At 51.2% G+C, this 24,028-nt stretch carries 20 protein-coding genes; 15 read left to right on the forward strand and 5 right to left on the reverse strand.

What is annotated here, in order from left to right:
• The first annotated feature begins 20 nt into the window (after positions 1 to 20).
• Genes RJD28_01065 through RJD28_01075 form a run of 3 tightly spaced genes read left to right on the forward strand, consistent with a single transcriptional unit; the run spans position 21 to position 6,099 of the window.
• Positions 21 to 659, forward strand: a complete 639-nt coding sequence (locus RJD28_01065) for a prepilin-type N-terminal cleavage/methylation domain-containing protein (GenBank protein WNV58188.1) — start codon at positions 21 to 23, stop codon at positions 657 to 659.
• A 15-nt stretch (positions 660 to 674) separates the two neighbouring features.
• Complete coding sequence (locus RJD28_01070) at positions 675 to 2,507, forward strand: hypothetical protein (GenBank protein WNV58189.1); 1,833 nt, start codon at positions 675 to 677, stop codon at positions 2,505 to 2,507.
• The gene (locus RJD28_01075; GenBank protein WNV58190.1) at positions 2,443 to 6,099 is read left to right on the forward strand and encodes a DUF5057 domain-containing protein; all 3,657 of its coding nucleotides are present in this window, start codon (positions 2,443 to 2,445) and stop codon (positions 6,097 to 6,099) included. The genes RJD28_01070 and RJD28_01075 overlap by 65 nt, the downstream gene beginning before the upstream one ends.
• A 104-nt stretch (positions 6,100 to 6,203) precedes the next feature.
• Here RJD28_01075 and RJD28_01080 read toward each other — a convergent pair whose 3' ends face one another.
• Complete coding sequence (locus RJD28_01080; GenBank protein WNV58191.1) at positions 6,204 to 7,082, reverse strand: Rpn family recombination-promoting nuclease/putative transposase; 879 nt, start codon at positions 7,080 to 7,082, stop codon at positions 6,204 to 6,206.
• A gap of 205 nt (positions 7,083 to 7,287) precedes the next feature.
• On the reverse strand, positions 7,288 to 7,554 hold the full coding sequence (locus RJD28_01085; GenBank protein ID WNV58192.1) for a hypothetical protein: 267 nt from the start codon (positions 7,552 to 7,554) through the stop codon (positions 7,288 to 7,290).
• A 199-nt stretch (positions 7,555 to 7,753) separates the two neighbouring features.
• Between RJD28_01085 and RJD28_01090 the strand changes: the two genes are divergently transcribed.
• The gene (locus RJD28_01090; GenBank protein ID WNV58193.1) at positions 7,754 to 8,386 is read left to right on the forward strand and encodes a GTP pyrophosphokinase family protein; all 633 of its coding nucleotides are present in this window, start codon (positions 7,754 to 7,756) and stop codon (positions 8,384 to 8,386) included.
• A 392-nt stretch (positions 8,387 to 8,778) separates the two neighbouring features.
• Positions 8,779 to 9,483 carry a hypothetical protein gene (locus RJD28_01095; protein WNV58194.1) on the forward strand — a complete coding sequence of 235 codons (705 nt, stop codon included), beginning with the start codon at positions 8,779 to 8,781 and terminating at the stop codon, positions 9,481 to 9,483.
• A 133-nt stretch (positions 9,484 to 9,616) separates the two neighbouring features.
• Here the strand turns inward: RJD28_01095 and RJD28_01100 are convergent, their stop codons facing one another.
• Entirely contained in the window at positions 9,617 to 10,522 is a 906-nt protein-coding gene (locus RJD28_01100) for a S1 RNA-binding domain-containing protein (protein ID WNV58195.1), read from the reverse strand.
• 186 nt (positions 10,523 to 10,708) lie between these two features.
• Between RJD28_01100 and RJD28_01105 the strand changes: the two genes are divergently transcribed.
• A complete protein-coding gene (locus RJD28_01105) occupies positions 10,709 to 11,161 on the forward strand; it encodes a DUF1934 domain-containing protein (protein ID WNV58196.1) in 453 nt (150 codons plus the stop codon).
• Positions 11,162 to 11,169: 8 nt separating this feature from the next.
• Here the strand turns inward: RJD28_01105 and RJD28_01110 are convergent, their stop codons facing one another.
• Together RJD28_01110 and RJD28_01115 are read right to left on the reverse strand one after the other, a co-directional pair.
• A complete protein-coding gene (locus RJD28_01110; GenBank protein ID WNV58197.1) occupies positions 11,170 to 12,120 on the reverse strand; it encodes a 3-hydroxyacyl-CoA dehydrogenase family protein in 951 nt (316 codons plus the stop codon).
• 97 nt (positions 12,121 to 12,217) lie between these two features.
• Positions 12,218 to 12,691, reverse strand: a complete 474-nt coding sequence (locus RJD28_01115) for a hypothetical protein (protein ID WNV58198.1) — start codon at positions 12,689 to 12,691, stop codon at positions 12,218 to 12,220.
• A gap of 262 nt (positions 12,692 to 12,953) precedes the next feature.
• Between RJD28_01115 and cls the strand changes: the two genes are divergently transcribed.
• The 9 genes from cls to RJD28_01160 all read left to right on the forward strand — a co-directional run bounded on the left by cls (position 12,954) and on the right by RJD28_01160 (position 24,022).
• The gene (gene cls, locus RJD28_01120; GenBank protein ID WNV58199.1) at positions 12,954 to 14,390 is read left to right on the forward strand and encodes a cardiolipin synthase; all 1,437 of its coding nucleotides are present in this window, start codon (positions 12,954 to 12,956) and stop codon (positions 14,388 to 14,390) included.
• A gap of 75 nt (positions 14,391 to 14,465) precedes the next feature.
• On the forward strand, positions 14,466 to 14,981 hold the full coding sequence (locus RJD28_01125) for an RNA polymerase sigma factor (GenBank protein ID WNV58200.1): 516 nt from the start codon (positions 14,466 to 14,468) through the stop codon (positions 14,979 to 14,981).
• Between the two features lie 17 nt (positions 14,982 to 14,998).
• Positions 14,999 to 15,739: a hypothetical protein gene (locus RJD28_01130; GenBank protein WNV58201.1), complete on the forward strand. Its 741-nt coding sequence runs from the start codon at positions 14,999 to 15,001 to the stop codon at positions 15,737 to 15,739.
• 100 nt (positions 15,740 to 15,839) lie between these two features.
• A complete protein-coding gene (locus RJD28_01135) occupies positions 15,840 to 17,597 on the forward strand; it encodes a beta-propeller domain-containing protein (protein ID WNV58202.1) in 1,758 nt (585 codons plus the stop codon).
• A gap of 171 nt (positions 17,598 to 17,768) precedes the next feature.
• Positions 17,769 to 18,950, forward strand: a complete 1,182-nt coding sequence (gene tig, locus RJD28_01140) for a trigger factor (protein ID WNV58203.1) — start codon at positions 17,769 to 17,771, stop codon at positions 18,948 to 18,950.
• A 73-nt stretch (positions 18,951 to 19,023) separates the two neighbouring features.
• Entirely contained in the window at positions 19,024 to 19,908 is an 885-nt protein-coding gene (locus RJD28_01145) for a ribokinase (protein WNV58204.1), read from the forward strand.
• A 9-nt stretch (positions 19,909 to 19,917) separates the two neighbouring features.
• Positions 19,918 to 20,967, forward strand: a complete 1,050-nt coding sequence (locus RJD28_01150) for a bifunctional glycosyltransferase family 2/GtrA family protein (protein ID WNV58205.1) — start codon at positions 19,918 to 19,920, stop codon at positions 20,965 to 20,967.
• Entirely contained in the window at positions 20,964 to 22,847 is a 1,884-nt protein-coding gene (locus RJD28_01155; GenBank protein ID WNV58206.1) for a hypothetical protein, read from the forward strand. The genes RJD28_01150 and RJD28_01155 overlap by 4 nt, the downstream gene beginning before the upstream one ends.
• A gap of 167 nt (positions 22,848 to 23,014) precedes the next feature.
• Positions 23,015 to 24,022 (forward strand): aldo/keto reductase, encoded by a 1,008-nt coding sequence (locus RJD28_01160; GenBank protein ID WNV58207.1) that lies wholly within the window; start codon positions 23,015 to 23,017, stop codon positions 24,020 to 24,022.
• Positions 24,023 to 24,028 lie beyond the last annotated feature (6 nt).

Consider the following 24,028-nt stretch of genomic DNA (forward strand, 5'->3'; position numbering starts at 1 on the left):
GAAGAGGTAGGAGCGGCGCGATGAAGAAGTGGCGTGAGGAAAAATTTGATAAAAGGATACGTCCGAAAAGAAAGCATCGGGTGTCTTCGTGTGGGGATAACCGAGGCGTGACACTGATGGAGATGGTGGTTTCTGTGGCGATCATCGGCATTTTTGGTGCCGTGGTGGCTGGGTTCGTGACTTCCGGCGCCAATTTTTACCGGAAATCTGCGGATACCGTGCAGGTACAGTCCGATATGCAAAATACGATGGACACGGTGGAAAATCAGATCATGAACGCCAGTGAAGGGATCGGATATACGGATAACGGGGACACCCGGGTACTGACGACAAACCGGCGGACATTTGTGGCAACCGGCAGCATGACGCCTTATACGGATGTGATCACCTGGAAGGCAGCAGAGGAGAAACTTTATTATGCGCGGACAAGCACGGACAGTTCGCTGGCGGCAGCAGAGTCGGTGCTGGCAGAGCATGTCACAGATTTCAGCGTAGATATGAGCCAGGCCAAAAGCGAGGGTGTGGTTCGCTTTTCCATTACCATCAACAAACGGGGAAAAGAGGAAACACAGGCATGTACCGTAACCCTTCGAAACGGTCTGGATATTGCCGGACAGCGGGACGGATATGATGCAGCAGAAATCATGCGGTGGATATAAGGAGGCAATTTCCTCATGAGAACATACAGAAAGCAGACCATGCAAAAAGGTGTGCAGAAAAAGAAGCACCAAAAAGTGCGCAAAAAAATACAGAAGAGATTGTATGGCGGTGCAGCGCTGGTACTTGCCGGTGCATGCGCCGCAGGTGTTTTCTGGCAGGGCAGTCTGTCGGCGGCGGCTTCGGCAGCCATGATGCCGGGCATCGAGACCATTGTCAGCGAGAACACGGAAGAAAAACCATTCCGTATTCTGGAGCTGGTGGACAACAGTGCGGATGCAGAGCTTGGCTGGCTGGTCAAAGGGCAGGAGCCTTATATCAAACTGTATAGCTATACATACACGGACGGGGAGGGCAACACCCAAACCGTACATTTTAACAGTCTGGAGGAAGGGCTGCAGCGGCTGCCTGCGGAACAGCGAAAAGCATTTGCCATGAATGTGCGCCTGGATGCGGACGGACAGATCGACGGGGCGGCATCCACCGGCATCAGCACCGTGGAACGGAAAGAGACCAAAGAGGAAGAGGCCCCGTTGTCTTATACGGATTATGAGGAAGCCTATTTCCTGACAGAGGATCAGAACGTGGATGACTGGAACGAGATCGTCCTTACCGATGAGGAAGGAAACCAGCGGGTGGATACGGTGCAGGTCAACGGATCCTATGTGGAAAATCTGGCCGGTACGGGTAATTACCGGAAACAGGAGCAGCAGTATTATCCCATCCGGGAAGGTGTGGAGGCAGACCGTACGCAGCTTGGGAAATACCGGGAAAATATACAGAATTTTTCCTATATTGAGGATGAAACCGACAGGGCAGCTTACTTTGTTACCTTTGCGGAAGTGCCCAATGAGGAAGTAAATGCGGCGCTGGAAGGAGATCCACAGGCAATTCTGTCCGAATATGATTATGCCAACGGCAAATACGGATATTATGAAAATGTATATGAGGCACTGACAGAGGAGACCGCGCAGCAGATTACTGCGGGAAATTACAGCTTTCCGGGAGAAAATCCGGACATGGATGGTATTGCTGACAAGGCGCTGCTGGTGCAGGATCATTCTGCTGCCGGTGCAGCTTCCACCCATGGCGGCAGTCAGGACAATCCGATGATTTACTGGGGAGAATCTATTGACAGTTATCCCTATTACAAATATACGCAGGCAGGTACCCTGTCAGAGGTGATGGCTGCCGCGGAGACTGCGGGCACTGCCGCGCAGCGAAACGATGGAGATATCACGGAAGAAGACGGGCAGTACTGGTACTGGCATGCGGATGCAGACGGCACACTGGAGCAGCTGGAGCTGAGCGTGGTTGTGGGGCGGCAGCCCGTGGATGATGCACATGTACAGCATATTTCCGAGGAAGTAACAGACAATTATTATTACCGGGTATGCCAGGTGTGGTTCTGCTGCCGGCCCGGGGAAAATGCGGTGACAGATCCTCTTTCCTACAGCTATTATGGCTGGTATTACCCGTCCTATCCCGACGGAGAAGACAGGTATCTTCCGGCGGGCGATCAGACGGCTACCCATTATGTATCTCTGGCGGAGTATGCGCTGGTGCCCGGCAACGGAGACTATGACTTTGTCCCGGGAGGAGATACTTCGGTTCCTGTACAGGTGGATCACCTGTATTACCGGGGCGGCTATGAAAACCATGACTGGATGAAACGGTATGTTTTTCATTTAAGTTCCGGGGAGGCCTTCGACGATTTCCAGATGGAGGTGGACACCCGGCTGGCATCTGATTTTACGAAAAAAAATATATGCGGGATCGGAGGATATGGCGGGAACCGGTATCGGCACTGTGCTGGAAGATGCACAAGACGTAAACCCGGCGGATTATGATCTGATCTATGTGAACGGTTCTTTATCTGCACAGACGGCTCAGGCAGTTTTGGATTCCGGGATTGCCTGCATCGTCAATGCCGACCGGGCCCAGACAGATGTGTTGAAAGATATCTTTGCAGCATTTATCAAAGATGCGGATGGGGATGGACACTATGTGACCCAGTATGTATATTTCTTCCGTGATCAGAATGCGGCGGGAACGGCTATAAGCAGTCTGGTCAACACCGGCTTCCATCAGGCGCTGTCCGCAACACAGACAGAGGGATTTGAGGAGATAACAAAGTATATTCAGCAGGAAAACCGATATCGTGCCCTGGGAGAAGATGGCACCCAGCTGGATCCGCTGAGCGAAGAGCTGTCTCAGGCCCGGGCACTGGAGTATATCATCAACTACCAGTACAAACGAAACGTGGTGACGAAAGAAAACATCCGGGTGCTGGAAATCATGCCGGATGTGAACTGCGGGCAGGTGACAGAGGAGGCGGTAAAGGAATGGATGGGGCTGGAAGGTGGTTCCAGGATCCGGCAGATCACAGCTTGCTGCTATGAACACAGTACAGGGGAAGGGCCGGAGCTTCTAACCGACCATGACACGACAACCTTTTGGCATTCCCAGTATAATAATAGAGCGCATACAGGAAAACATTATCTGGAAATTCATTTTGTGGAACCGGAAACGGTGAGTGGTTTTCTGTACACGCCCAGGCCGGGAGCCGGTGGTGGTGGCCAGAATGGTATTCTGAAGTCCTGTCAGGTAGATTTTTATGACGGGAACGGGAAACAGGTCACTGATAGCATTACAAAGGAAAATATCAGTTCTTCCAGTGACAGAAGTCAGAAGAAGGTTACCTTTGGAAAAACGATTTCCAATGTGTCAGTTATGAAGATTACTTTTCTGACAACGGAGGGAAATGGAACGAATCAGGAGAATATGTTTGCTTCAGGAGCAGAGCTGGGCGTTGTTTGTGCCGGTGATGACGGTGTGACCACATCCGTGACTGTGGATCAGATGACTGCTTCGGAATTTGTCGGCCATAAAGAAGACATTCTTGCCAAATACGATATGATCTATATCGGTGATGGAAAGCAAAGCACCAGCGATCCGCGCATCACCGGTGCCGAGAACCTGAGGTACAGTCACGTGGGCGCCGGGATCCGGACAACAGAAAGTACCACGGAGCTTCACAAGCTGCTGGGACAGCTGGATAATGAGTATGATGCAACCTGGAGTCAGAATGGACTGCGCCGGTTTGCTCCGTTTAATACCTACGGGGAAAATGGTGGCGGCTATTTCCGCGGGTCCGGCAATGATATGACCCGCGTGCAGATGGAGGAATTGCTGGAATTTGTCAAGAGCGGTTACCCGGTGGTGCTGGGCTCATCCCTGGTAAATGGAAGCAGGGTGAATGCCGGTGAAGTGGATACCTCATCCTATTATTATGAATTTTTATCAGAGGCAATTGCATACGATAATGTCATGAGCCTGTCTGATCTGACTGCAGGAAGAAAGAATCTGTCCTTTTTTGCCAACTTGTCCAAGCCGGTGATCCAGTTTACGGAGAAACCCAAGGATCCGCCGCGGCTGGGGGAGACGGCATCTGCGGACAGCGACTATGTTTCCGGGGAATTGCGGTATGTATTTACCATTGGCAATGACTCTGATTCTGCACCGGCCACGAACACGTATGACTGTGATCTGTATCTGGATCTGAACTTTGACGGTAACCTGTCACAGAAGGAATCTCAGAAAAAATATATGGTTATTCAGGATGCGGACGGCGTGGTGCTTTCTCCGGTGGAGGATGCAGATGGCAGTTCCCATTATGAATTGCGGGCCGGGAAAACATATACGATGACCAGAAAGCTTCCTTCAGATTATTTTAAACTGATTACCTGGAAGCTGGAGATCACCAGTAACCGGAACAGCTATATCCACACATCGGAGATCGGATATGCGAAGCAGAAAAATACCGGAGCCAAGCAGGTGATCAATGTTTTACAGCTCCTTCCCACCAGGTATACGTGGAAGCTGGAGACGGACAGCAACTTTACGCGGCTGGCCAGCCAGCTGGATGACTTTGATATCAACATAACGACAGAAGAGGTAACAAGGATCAACAGCTACAGCCGGGCGCAGATGGATCAGTTACTGTCCGACAAGCAGATGCTGGTATTGGGATTTGCGGATGTATATCAGGACATTTCCAATGCCAACGGACAGGTGGATGCCATCCTGGATTTTGTAAAATCAGGAAAGAGTATTCTTTTTGCGCATGATACGACTTCTTATGTCAATTATGATTACAATAAGATGTATAAGCAAATCGCTTCTACGGCTTATGGTGTGGATGAGAATACGAGTATTTACTGGGATCAGTGGTTGCATAATACGGCGAAGAATGTTACCTGGGGATTGTCCCTGAATACGGTATTGCGTTCTGTGGTGGGCATGGATCGGTATGGCATTACCTCGGATGCCCGGTTGGGAACCCAGACGGTATCTGCCCTGTTAAAAAAAGGGCAGGCGCTGACAGATGGCAACAGCGTCAGCTTCGCAGAACTGATGCAGGCAGCCGGTGATATTGCTTACCAGGCCGGCAGCAATCGAAGTACCAGTTATGCACAGACACAGGGGTACACCAATGGTCTGGTGGAATCTTATAAAATGGGTACGGGCAACACCCTGGTAACAAAAGCGACAAAACTGAATGACGGTGCCATCACCCAGTATCCGTTCCGTATGGGAGACACGCTGAATGTGGCGACAACCCATGGACAGTATTATCAGCTGGCGCTGGAGCAGGATCAGGATATCAATGGGAACAGCGACGGAGAGACAGATGTGGTTGTCTGGTATTGCCTTGCGGATAAGTATTATGCGAATTCGCCCAACGATGCCAGAAATAACTATTATTTCTACAGTAAGGGCAATGTGATCTACACGGGAGCCGGACATGAAACGGTGAAGGATGAAGATGAGATCCGCCTGTTTATCAACGCCATGGTGGCAGCGGCCAATGTTACTGCCGTGGAACCGTCAGTAAACTTTGTGGATCACTTAAGTCAAAAGGCTGCCATTGAGAGCAGCCGGTATTATGCCACCGACCAGACTGCCTGGACAGAAGGGGAAGGTAACGTGCTGGAACAGGATATGGACTTCTACATCGATGTCCGTGATTACAACATGGTCAGCATGGATTTGAGCCAGGAAGATCTGGACAGGCAGGAAATGACCATATCCTTCTACATCCAGGATGACAATGGACAGGTTGTTGCTGATGCGCCGGATGACAATGCCGGGCAGAAGCTTACGGACATTACAGCACAGATCGGCCAGCTTGTCGGATACGACGGCAGCACCATTGCCCTGGGAGATGACGGTACCTTCCACAGCAGTCAGAGTAATGCTTTCCGGCTCACTGTTCCGCACATAGAGCGGTATCTGCGGCAGGGCACCAGCGGCTATAAAAATAACTGCCGGCTGTATGTAAAAGTCACCAGTACCGTTTATCTGTACGGGCAGCCCAGAACCAGTACCAGCTGGGCGGGTATTGACCTGCGGCAGCGGCAGCTGTTTGATATGAACTAAAGAATAAAAATATTCCGGACGAAAAGAACCCTATCAAAGACTGTATAAATCTTTGATAGGGTTCTTTGGTTCTAAATATCCATGAAATCAGCTTTTTAGAAAAATTAATGAATGTGATATTCCTGCATCAGCTGTTCCCGGAAAGCGGGGTCATCCAGTGCGTGCTTCATATCATCAAACCGTTGGTCATCCAGAAGATGTCTGGTCAGTTCGCGTTCCTGCTCTGTATTCTTCTGTTCTTCCTTACGCCCCTGTTCATGTCCTTGCTCATACATCATTTGGTCGTGCTCAAAACTTTTCATATATTGCAGTGAAACCTCCCCGTCATGCTTGACCTGATCTACCATTAACTGGATCTCTCTCAGGTCCTCATTGATCGCATTGCTCTGGTTCGTGTTCTCCATGTAGCTAAGCAGCTGGCGTAAGCTTTTGGATATGTTGCCTTTTTTGCCCCGGGTGTACAACACCCAGGTCTCCGCATCATCGTTATACGGCAGTTCCGGTTCTTCCAGACATTTGTTTTTGATCGTGTATAGCACCCGGTCACAGCCGAAGGGATCATAATCGCAGATAAAGATCACATACACTTTCTTCAGTTTGCCGAAATTTTCTCCGGATTTCAGAGCCACCCTGTCAATGGCAGCATGATAAAACCGTGCCCACTTCGGAAAAGCTTTTATTTGTGCAGCATCTTTGTTATGATCCGGCTCTACATCATAAACCGTTGGTATTGCTTCGTCATGGATCTGAACACTGCCGTCTTCTTCGATATAGACATCCAATCTGGCACCACGAAGACCCGTATTCAAGCCGATAAACGTCTTCTGCGGATGAATTTTCAAATGCGGGAATTTCCGATCAAACAATGTCTCCAGCAACTTACGGATAAATGCTTCTCCTGTATCTGGATACGTCAGCATCGCGTTGAATAAAAAATCATCCAACAGGTTTAATTCTTCCAGCGTTTTCCTTCGTCTTTCCATTTTCATTCTCCTCCTTATGATGGTAGAGAAGAATGTGTGTTGTACAGACAATGGCGATACGTGTCCGTCCTCACCTTCTCCGCCATATTTTTTGTTTTTGCATATGGGGATTGAGTGACCGAACGGTCAAGAACTTTCCCAGATATGTAATTATAGTGTAGCAGACACATATTTTGGTGTCAATGAAATTATGTATTATAAGATGCTAATCTTCCTCAATGACCTGGATTTCCATATAGTCGAAGTCTACAGAGTCAATGAAATTGTCCTGCCGGAAGCGGGCCTTGGCATGGTGCTGAAACTCGCTGATGGTGGATTCCAGCCAGATGGGTTTGCTCAGGTCGAATTCATAGCAGGCTTCTTCCAACGCATGAAAAATCTTATGTGTTCTTGTATCTGCACTGTCATCGCAGATGACGGTATCTTTCATCAGATGATTGTCTTTCATCAGTTTAACCCAAAGACGAAACATGGATGCACCTCTCTTTGCATAGTCTGTTTTTTATTATAGCGCAGATTTTATTTTTTTCAAAGAGGAGAACGCTGCGTCATGATAAGTTCCCGGATAAATTCCTGTCAATTTCAAGTAGACATTTTCCCAGAATATGTTACAATACCATAGGCTGATCGTGGGATCAGCGCCCGGGACAGCCGGGCGGAAAGGAACTTGCATGGAATTTGTTTACGACAGGGATGGCAATGTGGACAGCTGGGAAGCGGTGATGTTTCTGTACAAGTCAGCGCTGAAGAAAATGACGCTGAATATGCAGATTTTGAACGATGAGTTTGAATACGTGCACCAGTATAACCCCATTGAACATATCAAATCGCGCCTGAAGGAGCCGGAGAGCATCGTAAAGAAGCTGAAACGGCACGGATATGACAGCACGCTGGAAAATATGGTGAAATATGTGAAGGACATTGCGGGCGTGCGGATCATCTGCTCTTTTACCCCGGATATTTACCGCCTGGCAGATATGATCAGCCGGCAGAATTATCTGAAGGTGCTGGAAGTGAAGGACTATATTAAGAACCCGAAGCCAAGCGGCTACACAAGTTATCATATGATCGTATCGGTGCCGGTGAATATCGAGGACCGTGTGGAAGACGTGAAGGTAGAGATTCAGATCCGTACGGTGGCGATGGATTTCTGGGCCAGTCTGGAGCACAAGATCCAGTACAAATATGAGGGACAGGAAAGTGCGCCGGAGTATATCAGTCGGGATCTGCGGGACTGTGCCAGAATTGTGGCAGAGCTGGACGAACGTATGTGGAAGCTGAACCAGGCAATCCAGGAGAATTAAAAAATACCCCATAAAATGAGGAGTGCCCCGACGGTTTCCCGCCGAGGCTATTATGAAAAAATTTATCTATGTGTGTAATGAAAAACATTACGTAAACGCCCAAATCTTTATTTTCTTTCGATGATTTTAGTATAGTCTTTAATTATGAATAAATTGTGAACAAACCTTAAACAATGTGTGAAAATGCACAAAAACAAAAAAATGAAAGAAAAAAATTTTTGAACAAATCTGATAAAAACTTCTGAAAAATCCGCATGCAAATTGCAAAAAACTTTCTGAGAAGGAAGAAATAGGCGGTTGTCAACGGAAAACCAAAATGATACAATGATTTATCATAAGAAAACAAAGATACGTTGGGGAAACGGGTTAAAAAAGAACGCAGGAGGATAACAATGGCAGGATTTATGGATATGCTGGGCAAGCGGCCGGAGACAGAAAGCGGCAGTTCTTATCAGAGAACGGTACTCCGTGAAGTGGCCAGGAAGCTGAATGATCTGGAAGAACAGAATGAGCAGAATGCGTTGGCAATAGAGGAAGTCCGGAAATTGCAGAGAACCGTATTGCAGCGGCTGGATGCAATGAAAATGGACAAGGAAGATGGTATTGGCGGACGGCCGGGAGCAGGGGATATCAGTGCCCGGACAGAGGGCATTAATGACCTGCAGAAGCAGATAAGAATGCTGACCCAACAGCTTTCTTCGGGGGTAGACCATCTGGGAACAGAGATTGGTGATATTGTCCGGAAGCTGGCAGATTTGGATGGACAGATACAGCAGGTACAGGCGCAGCAGGAGCAGCAGGTACAGGTGCAGCAGGAGCAGCTCCAGCAGATGCAGGCACAGGTTCAGGAGGAAGAACGTCCGGCAGAGGATGGGGAGTCCCTGAAGGATCAGCTGGATACGCTGCGGCTGTCTCTGGAGGATACGGTACACAAAGAAAATATCAAGTGTTTTCGGAATATTCAGGGAGCGCTGGAAGAGCAGGGCGACGGCAGAAGCTATGATCTGAATGCACTGCGCAAATATCTGAAGGTGATCGTATGGTTCCAGCTGATCACCATTGCGCTGATCGTGCTGCGGATTCTGGGACTTTTATAGGTGTTTTTGAAAATTTTGAAAAAATAAAAACCTCCGTGGAGAAATGTTTGAAATGCCGGAGTATCAGATTACATCTGACACTTTTGGAGATTCATCACATTAGTTCCCGGAGGTTTTATTTTGTTCTGTAAGCTTACTCGAAATGGAATCCCTTCAACAGTGCACCCAGATTGCTGCCGATCTCCTCAGCCTGAGGGATTTCCACAGCTTCTTCCTGGATCTCTTCGGAAGCCACATCGTTCAGTGCTTTCATGCTGAGGCTGATCTTGCCGTCCTTGATGCCGATGACCTTCACTTTTACGGTGTCCCCCTCATTCAAAACGGTGCGGGGATTTTTGATATGCTTGTCAGAAATCTGAGAAACGTGCACCAGGCCGGTGAGACCGTTGCTTAACCGGACAAAAGCACCATAGTCTTTCACAGATTCTACCACACCCTCGGTGACGAGGCCCACCTGCACGTTGGATACCAGCGCTTTTTTCTCTTCGGCCTCTTTTTCTTTCAGAATCTCCCGGGCGGAAAGCACCAGGCGATGGGCTTCTGCGTCAGCGGTGATGACCCGCACCTGAATCTCTTTTAACAGCCAGTCCTCCAGATTTTCCACATAGGAAAGGGAAAGCTTGGATGCCGGAATGAAGCCGCGGATGCCTTCCACGTAGGCGATGACGCCTTTGTTGACCACGCCCTTGATCTGTACAGTGAGATCAGTGCCGTTTTCCATATATTCCTTTAATTTATCCCAGGCGAGAACGTCATTGGCCTGTTTCCTGGACAGGAGAATGTTGCCGTTGCCGTCATCCAGACTGATGACCTCTGCGGAAACCGTATCGCCGATGGCCACGTCCTGTTTGATGGAAAAATCGGGGTCTTCGGTATAGTCTGCCAGGCGGATAATGCCCTCGGTGTAATATTTCAGATCCAGAATAACCTCAGACTCTGTGACACCGATCACGGTGCCTTCGATGATGTCGCCTTCCTCGATCTTGCGGAAGGAAGCTTCCAGTTCTTTGTTGTAAGATGCCATGGTTTCTTCGCTCATGGGTTCGGTCCTCCTCTAATTTGTTTCCAGTTATTATAACACATTCTTTTGGAATATGCTTGAATAATTTGTCAGAAAACGCTAGAATGATAAGGATTGTAATGTTACAGTTTCGGACGCAGATCCTGCGGACAGGCTGTGATAACAAAAAACGGGAACACCTGCAGGGCGGGGAGGAAATAGAAAGTGACGAAGGATGTAATCATTGGGATCAGTGGACTGCAGTTTACGGGAGAGAGCGGGGCGGACAGCCTGGAGATGATCGCGCCGGGAGAATATTTTTTGAGAAACGGACGCCATTATGTGAAATACGAAGAAGTGATCGAGGGATTTGCCGAGCGCAACCAGAATCTGGTGAAAATTTCGCCCAATAAGCTGGAAGTGACCAAGAAGGGACTTACCAACATTCACATGGTTTTTGAAGAAAATAAGAAAAATCTTACCTGCTACAGCACGCCTTACGGGAATCTGATGATCGGCATTGAGGGCGGCCCGGTGAGCATCCAGGAAACAGATGACAGGATCGAAGTCCGCGCCAACTATTCCCTGGACATCAACTACGAGCACGTGGCCAACTGTGAGATCAGGATGCACATCCAGTCCAAGGAGGCGCAGCAGTTTTCACTCACAGAAATGTAACAGCCGGTTTATTTTTCGGGTTCTTCGAAAGAATCCATACACTGTACCATACGGATATAACGGGAATCCCGGTCTTTGATGAGACCCGGGATTTCTTCTTTTCTGTAGGAATAGAAGCCTTCGCCGGATTTTACGCCCAGCTTGCCCTGCGCCACCAGATCCTGGAGCAGGCGGGAACCGTCCTTGTCATCACACAGATCCTCGAACAGATAATTGGATACGCTGTTGAAAATATCCACGCCGCCCATGTCTACCACACGGAAAGGCCCCAGGCAGGCGTAGCGCATGCCGATGACCAGGCTGCAGGCCAGATCCACTTCCTCCATGGAAGCAGCGCCGGATTCTACCAGGTGGGCAGCTTCCCGCAGCAGGGCGTACTGGAGACGGTTGGCAATGAAACCGGGGATATCCTTCTGTACCTTCACCGGCTTCTTGTCCAGCTTCCGGGACAGTTCCATGACAGCATCGGCTGTTTCATCGGTGGTCTTTTCACCCTTGGTGACCTCCACAAGCTGTACAATGTGGGGCGGGTTGAACCAGTGCATACCGGTAAAACGCTCCGGCCGATAGACAGCCGTTGCCATCTCTGTGATGCTCATGCCGGAAGTGTTGGTACACAGGATAGCATTCTCCGGAACCAGATGGGAAATCTCGTCCCAGAATTTTTTCTTCACATCCATGTCCTCACTGATGCTTTCGATGACCAGGTCAGCGTCTGCAAAGCAGGCTTTGTCGTTGGTAAAGGCGATCAGTTTGATGAGTGTCTGGGATTCCTCCTGGCTTACCACGCCCTGTGCCACCAGCGCTTCCTGGTTGACGCGGATGTTTTCCTGTGACCGGTCAAGGGTCTCCTGGCGGCGGCTGTAGAGCGTCACCGCAAATCCTTTCTGGGCGAAAATCTGTACGAGTGAAGTGCCCATGGTGCCGCCTCCGGCAATGATAATGTGTTCGGTGTTCATCAAATATCCTCCTTATTCTCCCTTTTTGAAAAATGATATCCAATACAAGAACAGGCCGCCCGAACATCTCGGACAGCCTGTATTTTCTGAAAATACGTTATTTGTTCTTGCTGCTGCGTGCTGCCAGTGCTTTCTCCTTTGTACGTGCCCAGAAGCCTTTCTTTTTCTGTTCCGTGGTATCAACCGCGCCGCGGAGCCCCTTCACTGCAGTGATGTAAATACCGCTGACAACCGCTTTGACTTCCTTCTTCACCGGAACCTGATCAAAAATTGCCTCGTCGCACATCAGGGTCATCACACGGGGACCAATCTTGGCCTTTACAATCGGCACCTTGGACCGTCTTAAGATCTTCGGTGACTGGTCGATGACGGTCTGCGGCAGGCCGGAATCCTTCAGGCGCATACGCTTCTTGTCAATGATCAGCATGGACATGGACTGAGCCATGGCATCCATCTGCTCGCGCTGTGCATCCTGCTTCTTCTCCATGCGCTTTGTGAAAAAATAAAGTGCAACGAATGCTGCGGTGAGCACCAGTGCGATTACAAGCAAAACAATAGTAAGTGTAGACATTTATACTATTCCTCCCGAATCCTTTCAAAATACAGAAAATATTGTAACATTCTTTAGGACAAAGTGCAAGGGTTTTAACGGTGTGGTTTTCATGTTACAATGAGGAAAAACAGGATGGTTCACAGGGAAAATGCCGTGATGTGTTTTGGGATACGAAAGGCACAGCAGCCGGATAGTTTTTCGGAAAAAAGGAGATAATATAGGAAAAGATCGAAAATCATGAATGGAAAATAAAATAACCGGCGGCGAAGGAGGATGGACGATGGAATTTGGAAATCTCTTTTCCTGGATCAGCCTGTGTCTCATGGTGCTGCTGGTGTTTTTTGAGCGGAAGGATCCGAAGACATTGTGGGCCTGGCTGCTGGTGCTTACGTTTATGCCGGCGGCCGGGCTTCTTCTGTATGTGCTGGCGGGGCAGAATTACCGGCGGAAAAAGCTGTTTCATCTGAAAGAAATGGAGGATGAGCTGCAGCAGACGCTGGCTGTGCAGGAGCGGCTGATGGCGCTGCCGGGAAAATCGGTAACGGAGCCGGAGATGGCGCAGTTTGACAGCCTGATCCGCTATAATCTGCAGGCGGCGGACGCGGTGCTCACTGTGGACAATCGCTGGGAGATTTTTACGGAGGGAAAGGCGCTGTACGGGGAACTGACGGCACAGATCCGGGCGGCGAAGACATACATTCACATTCTTTCCTATATTATACGGCGGGATGAGGTGTTTGCGGCGCTGGAGGAGGAGCTGGCGGAAAAAGCGGCAGAGGGTGTGACGGTGCGGCTGCTGGTGGATGCCATGGGCACCCGGGCGCTTGGAAGAAGGGATTATAAGCGGCTGCGGCAGAAAGGCATTCAGGTGGGCATCTTTTTTCCTGCGGTGCTGGGGCGACTGCAGCCGCGGCTCAATTACCGGAATCACCGGAAAATTATCGTGGTGGACGGTTGCGTGGGGTTCATCGGCGGGTTTAACATTGGCCGGGAATATCTCGGAAAGGATAAAAAGCTGGGGCACTGGCGGGATACCCATCTGAAACTGACGGGATCGGCGGCGCTTCTTCTGAATGTGCGGTTTGCGCAGGACTGGAATTATGCCTGCCGGGAGGATCTGTTTGCCCAGCGGGCGCTTTTTGCACCCAGAGCCGGGGATTACCAGGGGCATGCGCTGGTGCAGATCATTGCCAGCGGGCCGGATTCCAGATGGCAGCATATCCGCAACAACTATGTACGGCTGTTTCACGGGGCACGGAAGCGAATCTATATCCAGACGCCCTATTTTGTCCCAGATGAAGCCGTTTTGCAGGCGCTGCGCATGGCGGCCCTGTCCGGCGTGGATGTGCGGCTCATGATCCCGTGCAAGCCGGATCATCCTTTCGTCTATCGGGCCACCTGCTCCTATGCGGGGGAGCTTCTGGAGGCCGGGGCGCGATGCTTCCGTTATATGGATGGGTTTCTCCATGCCAAGTGTGTGGTGGTGGATGGCCTGGCCTGCTGCTGCGGGACGGCTAATCTGGACATTCGCAGCTTTTGTCTGAATTTTGAGGTCAATGCGGTGATCTATGACCGGGCGCTGGCAGGGCGGATGGAGGAGATTTTCCGGGAGGATCTGAAATCCTGTCAGGAAATCACCCGGGAAGCCTATGGAAAACGCGGGCTGGGCGTGAGGCTGGGAGAGCAGTTTTCCCGGCTGTTGTCGCCGATTTTATAAAAAAATGAAGAAAATTTGAGTGGGGTGCAACAGTTGAGGCGGGAAAAGACACTATAAGATAAAAGGGGTGGTGGAATGGAACAGGAAAACTTGTTGGTGAAGCAGGCGCAGCAGGGGGATGTCCATGCTTTTGCACAGCTGTATGAGTGCTGTTATCGGGATCTGTACCGGTTTGCCCTGTACAATCTGGGACAGGAAGAGGATGCCCGGGATGTGGTCAGCGATACAGTGCTGGCGGCTTTTGAGGGCATTGGGAGGCTGCGCAGCGCGGAGGCGTTCCGTGGCTGGATTTTTCAGATTTTGCTGAATCAGTGCCGGAAACAGCGACGGCAATATATGCATAAGACAGAAGAACTGACAGAGGAGCTGAAGGAGCGGCTGCCGGACGCGCAGATGGATCCCTGTGAATCCATGGATGTGCGCCGGGCATTTCAGACGCTGCCGGAAGAAGACCGGATGATCGTATCTCTGTCGGTGCTGGGCGGTTACAGCAGCGGGGAGATCGGGGCGCTTCTGCACCGGAACGCCAATACCGTGCGCTCCCGGCTCAGCCGTTCCATGCGGCGGATGCAGGTGCTTCTGGAAGGATAGGAAGGAGGATTGTGCAGATGGAAGAGAAAGACAGAATGAGAAGAGAAAACGTGCAAAACAGTGAGAATGCGTTAAAAGATACATATGAAAAGAAGTTGTCAGAAGAGCAGGTGGAGCAGGATGAGGTCGGAATAGATGAAGAAAAACTGACAGAAGAGCAGATGAAAGAGATCGGCGCAGTTATCCGGGCGGCGGCAGAGGATACACCGATCCCGTCGGAGTTGGAGCCGGAAGCCATCGAGGAACTGCTGCGGAAGCATCGGCAAGGCCAGGAGAGCACATCAGGTAAGGACGGAACGCCTGCAGGCCAGACCAGTGCATCTGACATAAACGGAACGCATGTAAGAGAGGCAAATACTTCTGATATAGATGAAACGCATGTAGGAGAGGCAAGTACTTCTGATATAGATGGAACATTCTCAGGAGTGGATCGTGTATGGGAAGAAAATGGTGATCGGCGAAGCAAGAAAAAGCGGCCGGGTTTTCTCCGTCATGCCAGAATCTACATCGGAGCAGCGGCTGCTGCAGTATTGGTGATCACGGCACTGTGGCGGTTCTCTGGTGGAGTTGATAACGGTTATACAGGGGATGAGACGACGATGGCGACCAGTGAAAGTGCGGAGGAATACGCAGAAGAACTGGCGGAAGGTGTCGTAGGAGGAAGATACAGCGGGCAGCGCATATGCTGCGGAAGGCACCACGGGCAGTGCAGACACAGCAGCAGATCAGGCAGATACGGCCCGGGCGGCAACCGGTGACGAGAGCACAGAGCGCATTCGAATCGCGAAAAGTTATGAGGAGATTTATGATCTGCTCAAAGAAAGCAATCTCACCGTTGATACCGGGGTGTTGTATTCCGTGGGAATCGATGCTGCGGGAGTTATGGAAGAGTCTGCGGTGGAAGATAGTGCCGCAGGCACCGGAAGCAGCGGAGCTGCCAGACAGGACACTTTGCGCAGCAGCGGCAGTGGAGAGACAACAAAGGCAACAGCGGTGGAAAGCGCAGAAGCTTCTGCAGATTATTCTGAGACGAATGTCCGGGAACAGGGCGTGGACGAAGCGGACATTGTAAAGACGGACGGCACTTATGCATATGTGGTTTCCTCCGGCAGCAACCAGGTGAACATCATCCGACTGGCAGATCTGACTGCCTGCGGCCGGGTGACTGCGGAGAACGGCGGCCGCATCCAGGAGATTTATGTGGAGAACGGGCGTTTAACCCTGCTGACGCAGGTGGAGACCACTGCTTTGACGAGACGGGCAGGCGTCGCAGCGGGAAGTGCTGGGGTGCAGGACAGCGACGGCAGCATATCAGGTGGCACCACAGGAATCACGGATCAGGACATACAGGAGACGCCCCAGGTGGACGTGATCTATGGTTCGGACTATCAGACAGAGTGCCGCCTGACGGTGTACGATATCTCAGACCCGGCACGTCCGGTGAAGCTTGGCGGCATTTCCCAGGAGGGCAGTTACCGGACTTCCCGCATGGTGGACGGCTATGCATACGTGTTTACCGACTGCTGGAAGGATTTTTCAGAGGGTACTGACCCTACAGCATATATTCCCGAGGCCAACGGGCAGAAACTGGCCAGCGGCTGCATTTATCTGCCGCAGACAGATGTGACGGGACATTATATCCTGATCAGTTCCGTGAATATGGAGGAACCCTCGCAGGTGAAGGAAGCCAAAGGCGTGCTCTGCGACGGAGACGAGTATTATATTTCCACAAACAATATGTATATCACCCAGATGCATTACAGTGCGGCGGGGGATGAGAGTACAGAGATTTTCCGGTTCGCTTTCCGGGATGGTGTGATCCGCGGTGCGGCGGTGGGTACCGTGCCGGGATACGTAAAGGACAGCTTTTGTCTGGATGAATACGACGGCCATCTGCGGCTGGTGACGACCCGGTGGAACCGTGGCTCCCAGATCAGCAGTCTCTATGTGCTGGATGGTGATCTGGATACGGTAGGCAGCCTGGAGGATGTGGCGCCGGATGAAGAGATCAAGTCCGCCCGATTTGTGGGCAGTCAGGGCTATTTTGTAACATTCCGTCAGACGGATCCTCTGTTCTGCGTGGATCTGTCCAGGCCGGAGGATCCCAGGATCGTGGGCGAAGTGAAGGTCAGCGGATTTTCCTCCTATCTGCATCTGTATGGGGACGGACTGCTGCTGGGCATTGGCAGTGAGGCTGACGAGGACACCGGACGGGAGACGGGAGCCAAGATTTCCATGTTTGATATCAGTGAGCCGGGACAGATGACAGAACTTGACCGCGTGGGCATGAAGGACATCAGCCTGTGGAATATCAGCGATTACCGTTCTCTGCTGGTGGAGCCGGAGAAAAATCTCATCGGTTTTTCCACAGACCGGTGGAAGAAAGGAAAAGAGGAAGCCGTTTACCATCTTTACCGCTGGGAAGAGGACAAAGGCTTTGTGGAGCTGCTGTCCTATGAGATTCCCCAGAAGAACGGCACAGATATTTCTCGCGTCAGAGGATTCTACGCAGGCAGTCGCTTTTATGTGGTCAGTGAGCGGGAGATCGCAGCATTTGACATGGAGGACGGGTTTTCTCAGTCGGGGACATTTTCTTTCGATTCTATTAAGAAGTAGTAAAAACTCTTTCCAAGCTGCCGAAAATATGGTTTAATAATACTGTTAAATAACGATCGTGCAGAATGAAATTTCGTTATGGTTCGTAAGTGGCATCTGCAAAGGTGTATCTTTCACAGATACGGGTAAAATGTAACAAATCTTTCTGCATGTCAGAGGAAAGGATCTATTATGAAGAAACAGACAGTATTTATGGCAGCAGTGCTGGCCGCCGTTGCTCTGGCGACCGGTTGTGGAGCAAAGAAGAGCGAAGTAAAGACCGATTATGTGGATGATTTAAGCAAATATGTGACCCTTGGCGAGTACAAGGGACTGGAATATGAGGAGACCTCCACGGAGGTGACAGACGAGGATGTACAGGCGGAGCTGGATTACCTGCTGGAATCCAAGGCGGATGTGGAGAAGATCATGGACGGCACCGTTGCGGATGGTGATACAGTGAACATTGATTTCACCGGTATGAGAGACGGTGTGGCATTCGACGGCGGCAGCGGTACTGGTTATGACCTGACCATCGGTTCCAACTCTTTCATTGATAACTTTGAGGAACAGCTCATTGGTATGAAGCCGGGTGACACGAAGGAGATCAACGTCACCTTCCCGGATCCCTATCCGAATAACCCGGATCTGGCAGGCGTACCGGTTGTGTTTGAGGTGACTGTGAACTATATCTGCGGTGAGAACATCATCCCGGAGATGAGCGATCAGTTTATCGCAGACAACACCGATTACCAGACGGTTGACGAGTACAAGGAATATGTGCGCGGCTACCTGAAGGATTATAAGGAGTCCACCGCAGACTCTGACAGAGAACAGGCACTGTGGCAGCAGGTGATGGACAACTGTACGTTTGTAGAGCTTCCGCAGGATAAGGTAGACGAGGAAGTAGAGAATATGTACAATTCCTACGAGCAGTATGCAGGCTACTACGGTCTGGAGATGGCTGATTTCCTGGAACAGATGGGCATGAGCGAGGAGGATTTCCGTACAGAGCTCACTTCCTATGCAGAGAATCTGGTGAAGAGAAATCTGGTGTTCAATGCCATCGTGGAGAAGGAAGGCCTGACCGTCAGTGATGACGAGTACGAGAAGACCGCAGAGGAAAAAGCCACTGACTATGGTTATGAGTCCAAGGACGCCATGGAAGAGGCACTGGGCGCAGATACCATCCGTGAGGATATCCTGTGGGATAAGGTGCTGACCCTGATCGCAGACAATGCGACAGCAAAGCCCGCTTCTGATCCGACGGATGCGGCAGCTCCCGCGGATACAGCCGGTGATGAGACACCGACGGAAGCAACAGAGGAAGAAGGAGCAGAAGAGAATAATTGGCTCAAGTCATCAGACAAATAATAAGTAAAGCAATATTTGAGACCGCAGACCCCGAAAAGGGCCTGCGGTTATCATAAATTATAGGGGGACGGTTATGAAGGTATTGAATTTCGGATCACTGAACTATGATTATGTGTACGACGTGGATCATATCGTACAGCCGGGGGAAACCATCAATTCGCAGGGCATGGGAACCTTTTTCGGCGGCAAGGGTCTGAACCAGTCCATTGCCCTTGCCAAAGCCGGTGTCGCTGTGTACCAGGCCGGTCTGGTGGGCGAGGACGGCGCAGATTTTTACAGAGTGTGCAAGGAAAACCATGTGGACACTACATATCTGGGGCAGGTGGACGGCAAGAGCGGCCACACCATCATTCAGGTGGACAGGAACGCCCAGAACTGTATCCTGCTTTACGGCGGAAGCAACCGGCGGATGACGAAGGAATACATCGACAGCGTGCTGGATCATTTTGAGGCGGGAGACATCTTGGTGCTGCAAAATGAGATCAACTGTCTGGATTATGTGATCGACCGGGCGTATGAGAAGCAGATGACCATTATCCTGAACCCGTCGCCCTACGACAGCGGGCTGGACAGCTGTGACCTGACGAAGGTGTCTGTATTCCTCATCAATGAGGTGGAAGGACGGCAGATCTCCGGCTACGCGGAACCCCAGAAGATTCTGGATGTGATGCGGGAAAAGTTCCCGGCATCGAAGATCGTGCTGACACTGGGCGGAGACGGTTCTGTGTACGCAGACGGTGAACAGCAGATCAGGCAGCCCATCTACAAAGTAAAAGCAGTGGATACAACAGCTGCCGGAGATACGTTTACCGGATTTTTCGTGGCAGGTCTTGTGAAAGGACTTCCGATGAAGGAAGTGCTGGATCTGTGTGCAAAAGCAGCGGCCATCGCTGTTTCGAGAAAAGGTGCTGTGGCATCGATTCCGACCATGGATGAGGTACTGCACACCGAGCTGTAGGAGAAAAAGATGACAGATAAGATCCTGATTGTGATACCGTCCCTGGAGCCGGATGAAAAGCTGGTGGAACTGACCGGGGAACTGAAACGGGAAGGATTTTCCCACATTTTGATCGTGAATGACGGGAGCGGCCCCGCGTATGATGATATCTTTGCCCGGGCGGTGGCAGAGGGAGACTGTCGGCTACTGACCCACAGTGTGAACCAGGGAAAGGGCCGTGCCATGAAGACGGCGTTCAATGAATTTCTGCTGCACCCGGATGGATGTGAGGGCGTTGTGACGGTGGACTCCGATGGTCAGCACCGGCCTGCGGATATCCGCAAATGCTGTGAAGCGCTGCTGGCGCACCCGGACAGCCTCATTCTGGGCAGCCGGAATTTTGATGAGAAGGGCGTGCCGCTGAAAAGCAGCTTCGGTAATAAGCTGACCCGGAAGATTTTCGGATTCTTAAGCGGCATCCACATCCGGGATACCCAGACCGGGCTGCGGGGATTTTCACCGGCACTGGTCCGACGGTTCCTTTCTACGCCGGGAGAGCGGTTTGAGTACGAGATGAACATGCTCATGGATTGCCGGGAGTACAACATTCCGGTGCTGGAGGTTCCCATCCAGACCGTGTATCTGGAGGGCAATGCCTCCACCCATTTTCACCCGGTGCGGGATTCCATCCGCATTTATGCCATTTTCGGGAAATTCCTGGCCACGTCGCTGTCCTCTTCGGTGATCGACATTGTGCTGTTTACCGTGTTTTCCGGAATTTTACAGTGGCTGCACCTGGGGCATGTGATCCTAGCGGCGACCGTGGGTGCCCGGGTGGTTTCTTCTATTTATAATTTTCTGATGAACAAGGGCGTGGTATTCCGGTGCGAAGGAAAAATCCAGACCACCTTTTTCAAATACTATGCACTCTGTATCGTACAGATGCTCTGTTCCGCAGGGCTGGTGGCGTTGTTTGTGAAGCTGCTGGGTATCCATGCTACCATTGTGAAAATCGTGGTGGATACGCTGCTGTTTCTTGTCAGCTTTCGGATTCAGAAGGAATGGGTATTTAAAAAATGACGATATTTATTGCGATTGGAATTGTGGTCTGTCTGGCAGGCCTGTATACGAGAGTGGGGGGCAGACGGTTCGAGGAGGTTCTGCCCCTCTCGCTGTTTTCTGTGGTGCTGATGCTCTATGTGGCCGGTATGGCGGGGCAGCTTTTCATGGGCAGAAATGTGGTTTTGGCTGTCGGCGTGGGCAGCGGTCTGGTCTGTCTCTATTTTCTCATCCGGGAAAAACGTACCTTTCTTGACCGGGTACTGACACCGGGCTTTGCGGCGTTTGTGCTGATCACCCTGTTTTTCTGGTGGAACAGCGAAGGCCGGGTGTTCATGCAGTGGGACGATTTTTCCCACTGGGGACTGGTGGTAAGAAACATGCATTTCTTTGGAAAGCTGGGAAATGTGGCGGAGGCCACCACCAAGTTCAAGGATTATCCTCCGGCCACCTCTCTGATGGCTTATTTTTTCACCAGCTTTGGAAGCTTCAACGAGACAAATGCCATCCGGGGGCTGGGCGTCATGAGCTATGGCTGCATGCTGCCGTTGCTGCGAAAGGTGGAGTGGAAGCAGAAGCAGTCCGTATGGGGCGGCGCTTTTCTGATGGTGATTGCGTTTCTTCTGCCCACGGCGCTGCACAAAAATACATACGTGGGACTGTATGTGGATGCCTTCCTGGGCGTGCTCTATTTCTTCGTGGTGTACGCCATCGTCACCTACGAGGCGGGATGGTTCCGGGCGCTGAACGTGGCGGCTGGCTGTATGATGCTGGCGCTGACCAAGGCTTCGGGAACCGGGCTTGCGGCTATGGCAGTGGTGTTCGTTCTGGTGCCGCTGCTTTTGACCGCAAAAGACCGGACGGAGCGAAAAGCACTGCTGTGGGACGGCATTTTCGGTGCAGCGGGCCTTCTCATCGGAAAAAAATCCTGGGATATTTACCTGTCGCTTTCGGGAACGGAGCGGGCGTGGAGCGCTTCGGAGATCAGCCTGCGGGGCATTTTGGATCTGTTTGTGGGAAAAGCACCGGAATATCGGATCATCACGGTGAAAAAGTTCTGGCAGTTTTTCCTGACGGAGCCCATGGGCGGCTGGATCGTCTCTTTCCCGCTGGCGGTGTGGTTCCTGCTGTTTGTGATTTTTGCGGTGCTGTTCGTGTATCTGTGCAGGCCGGAAGACCGGAAGCGGTTCCGGGCCGTGTTTGCTGGGCTGATCGTGGGATTTGTGGTATATCTGCTGTTTTTGCTGGTGTTGTATCTGTTTTCCTACTCGGAGTACGAGGCCATGCGGCTGGCGTCCTGCGCACGGTATACGAACACGTATCTCATCGGCATGCTGGGCTCCTACATCGGCATTTATGTCTGGTATTTCCACAGGGAGGAAAAACAGATGATGCTTGTTTCGGCGCTGGCGCTGGTGGCCACGGTTCTGTGCATGACCAACTATGGCGTGAACGATGTGCTCATTCATCCGATAGAGGCGGCACAGACGTCCCAGAAGCTGAAGGATGGCTATTACGGGGCACTGCGGTTCCAGAACAAGCTGGATTATACGAAGGACCGGGTATATGTGATCTCCCAGAACAGCAATGGGCTGGACTACTGGGTGCTGCGCAATATGTTTACCCCTGTGCAGATCAATGCCAATTATACATGGAGCATCGGCGTCAAATATGGAGACGGGGATGTGTTTACCGCTTATAAAAATATTTACAGCTGGTCGGATGACCTGCAGCAGTTCGATTACGTGTATCTGTTCCGGGTGGACGAGGCGTTCGCGGAGCAGTTCGGCGTACTGTTTGACAATCCGGCGGATATCGGCAATGACCGGATGTACCGGGTACGGCACGAAGGAGGAGAACTGGTACAGTTAAGCTTTGATGCGGACATGAGTAGTTACTAAAGGAAAGATCAGTCTGGTCAGTTCAGCCATGGGCTCTCGTGATTCGCTTTTCATGCGAGCATGACAGCTCATCCACGAGATCCCATGACTGAACTGGTGGAAAAATAATTGTTTTTGTGGTAAAATATCAGGAAAAGTTTTTCTGTGGAAAACGGGAGGAAGAAGAGATGGAATACGTAACACTTGGGAAAAGTGGACTTCGCATATCAAGACTGGGCTTTGGCGGCATCCCGATCCAGAGGATCGACCGGGAGGGCACGAGAGTGCTGGTAGATCGTCTGGTGGAGGACGGCATCAATTTCATTGACAGTGCCAGAGGCTATACCGTCAGCGAGGAGTATCTGGGATACGCGCTGGAAGGCAGAAGGGAGAAATTTGTTCTGGCAACGAAATCCATGGCCCGGACGAAGGAAGCCATGGAGGCTGATATCGAGAAGAGCCTGCACAATTTCCGGACAGACTATATCGACCTTTATCAGGTGCACAACCCCAGTATGGAGCAGCTGGAGCAGGTGATGGCGCCCGGCGGTGCGCTGGAAGCGCTGATGGAAGCCAAAGAGGCAGGGAAGATCGGCCATATCGGCCTGACGGCCCACGCGGAGGCGGTATTTGAGAAAGCACTGGAGCTGCCCTGGGTGGAGACGATCATGTTTCCTTATAATATTGTAGAAACCCAGTGCACGCATCTCATTCATGCGTGTGCGGAGAAAAATATCGGCTTTATTGACATGAAGCCGCTGGCGGGCGGCGCCATCGAGGATGCCGACCTGGCCATGCGTTTCGTCTGTACGAATCCGGATGTGACTGTGGTCATTCCGGGCATGTACAATCTGGACGAGATCACACAGAATCTGCAGGCGGTGCAGCGCACGGAAGCGCTGACTGCTGAGGAAAATCAGAAGATCGAAGCAGTCCGCAAAACCCTGGGCAGCAATTTCTGCCGCCGGTGTAATTACTGTGCTCCGTGTACGGTTGGCATCCCGATTCCCAGCGTCTTTCTTTTCGCAGGATATCTGGAGCGCTATGGACTGGGAGACTGGGCGAAGGACCGGTACGGCAGCCTGAAGGTGAAGGCCAGTGCCTGTATCGAATGCGGCGCCTGTGAGCCCCGCTGTCCGTACGAGTTGCCCATCCGGGAGATGATGAAGCGGGCTGCAGAGGAATTTGGCGAGTAGGAAGGA

It is taken from the genome of Oscillospiraceae bacterium NTUH-002-81, assembly GCA_032620915.1.
Classification (GTDB): domain Bacteria; phylum Bacillota; class Clostridia; order Lachnospirales; family Lachnospiraceae; genus JAGTTR01.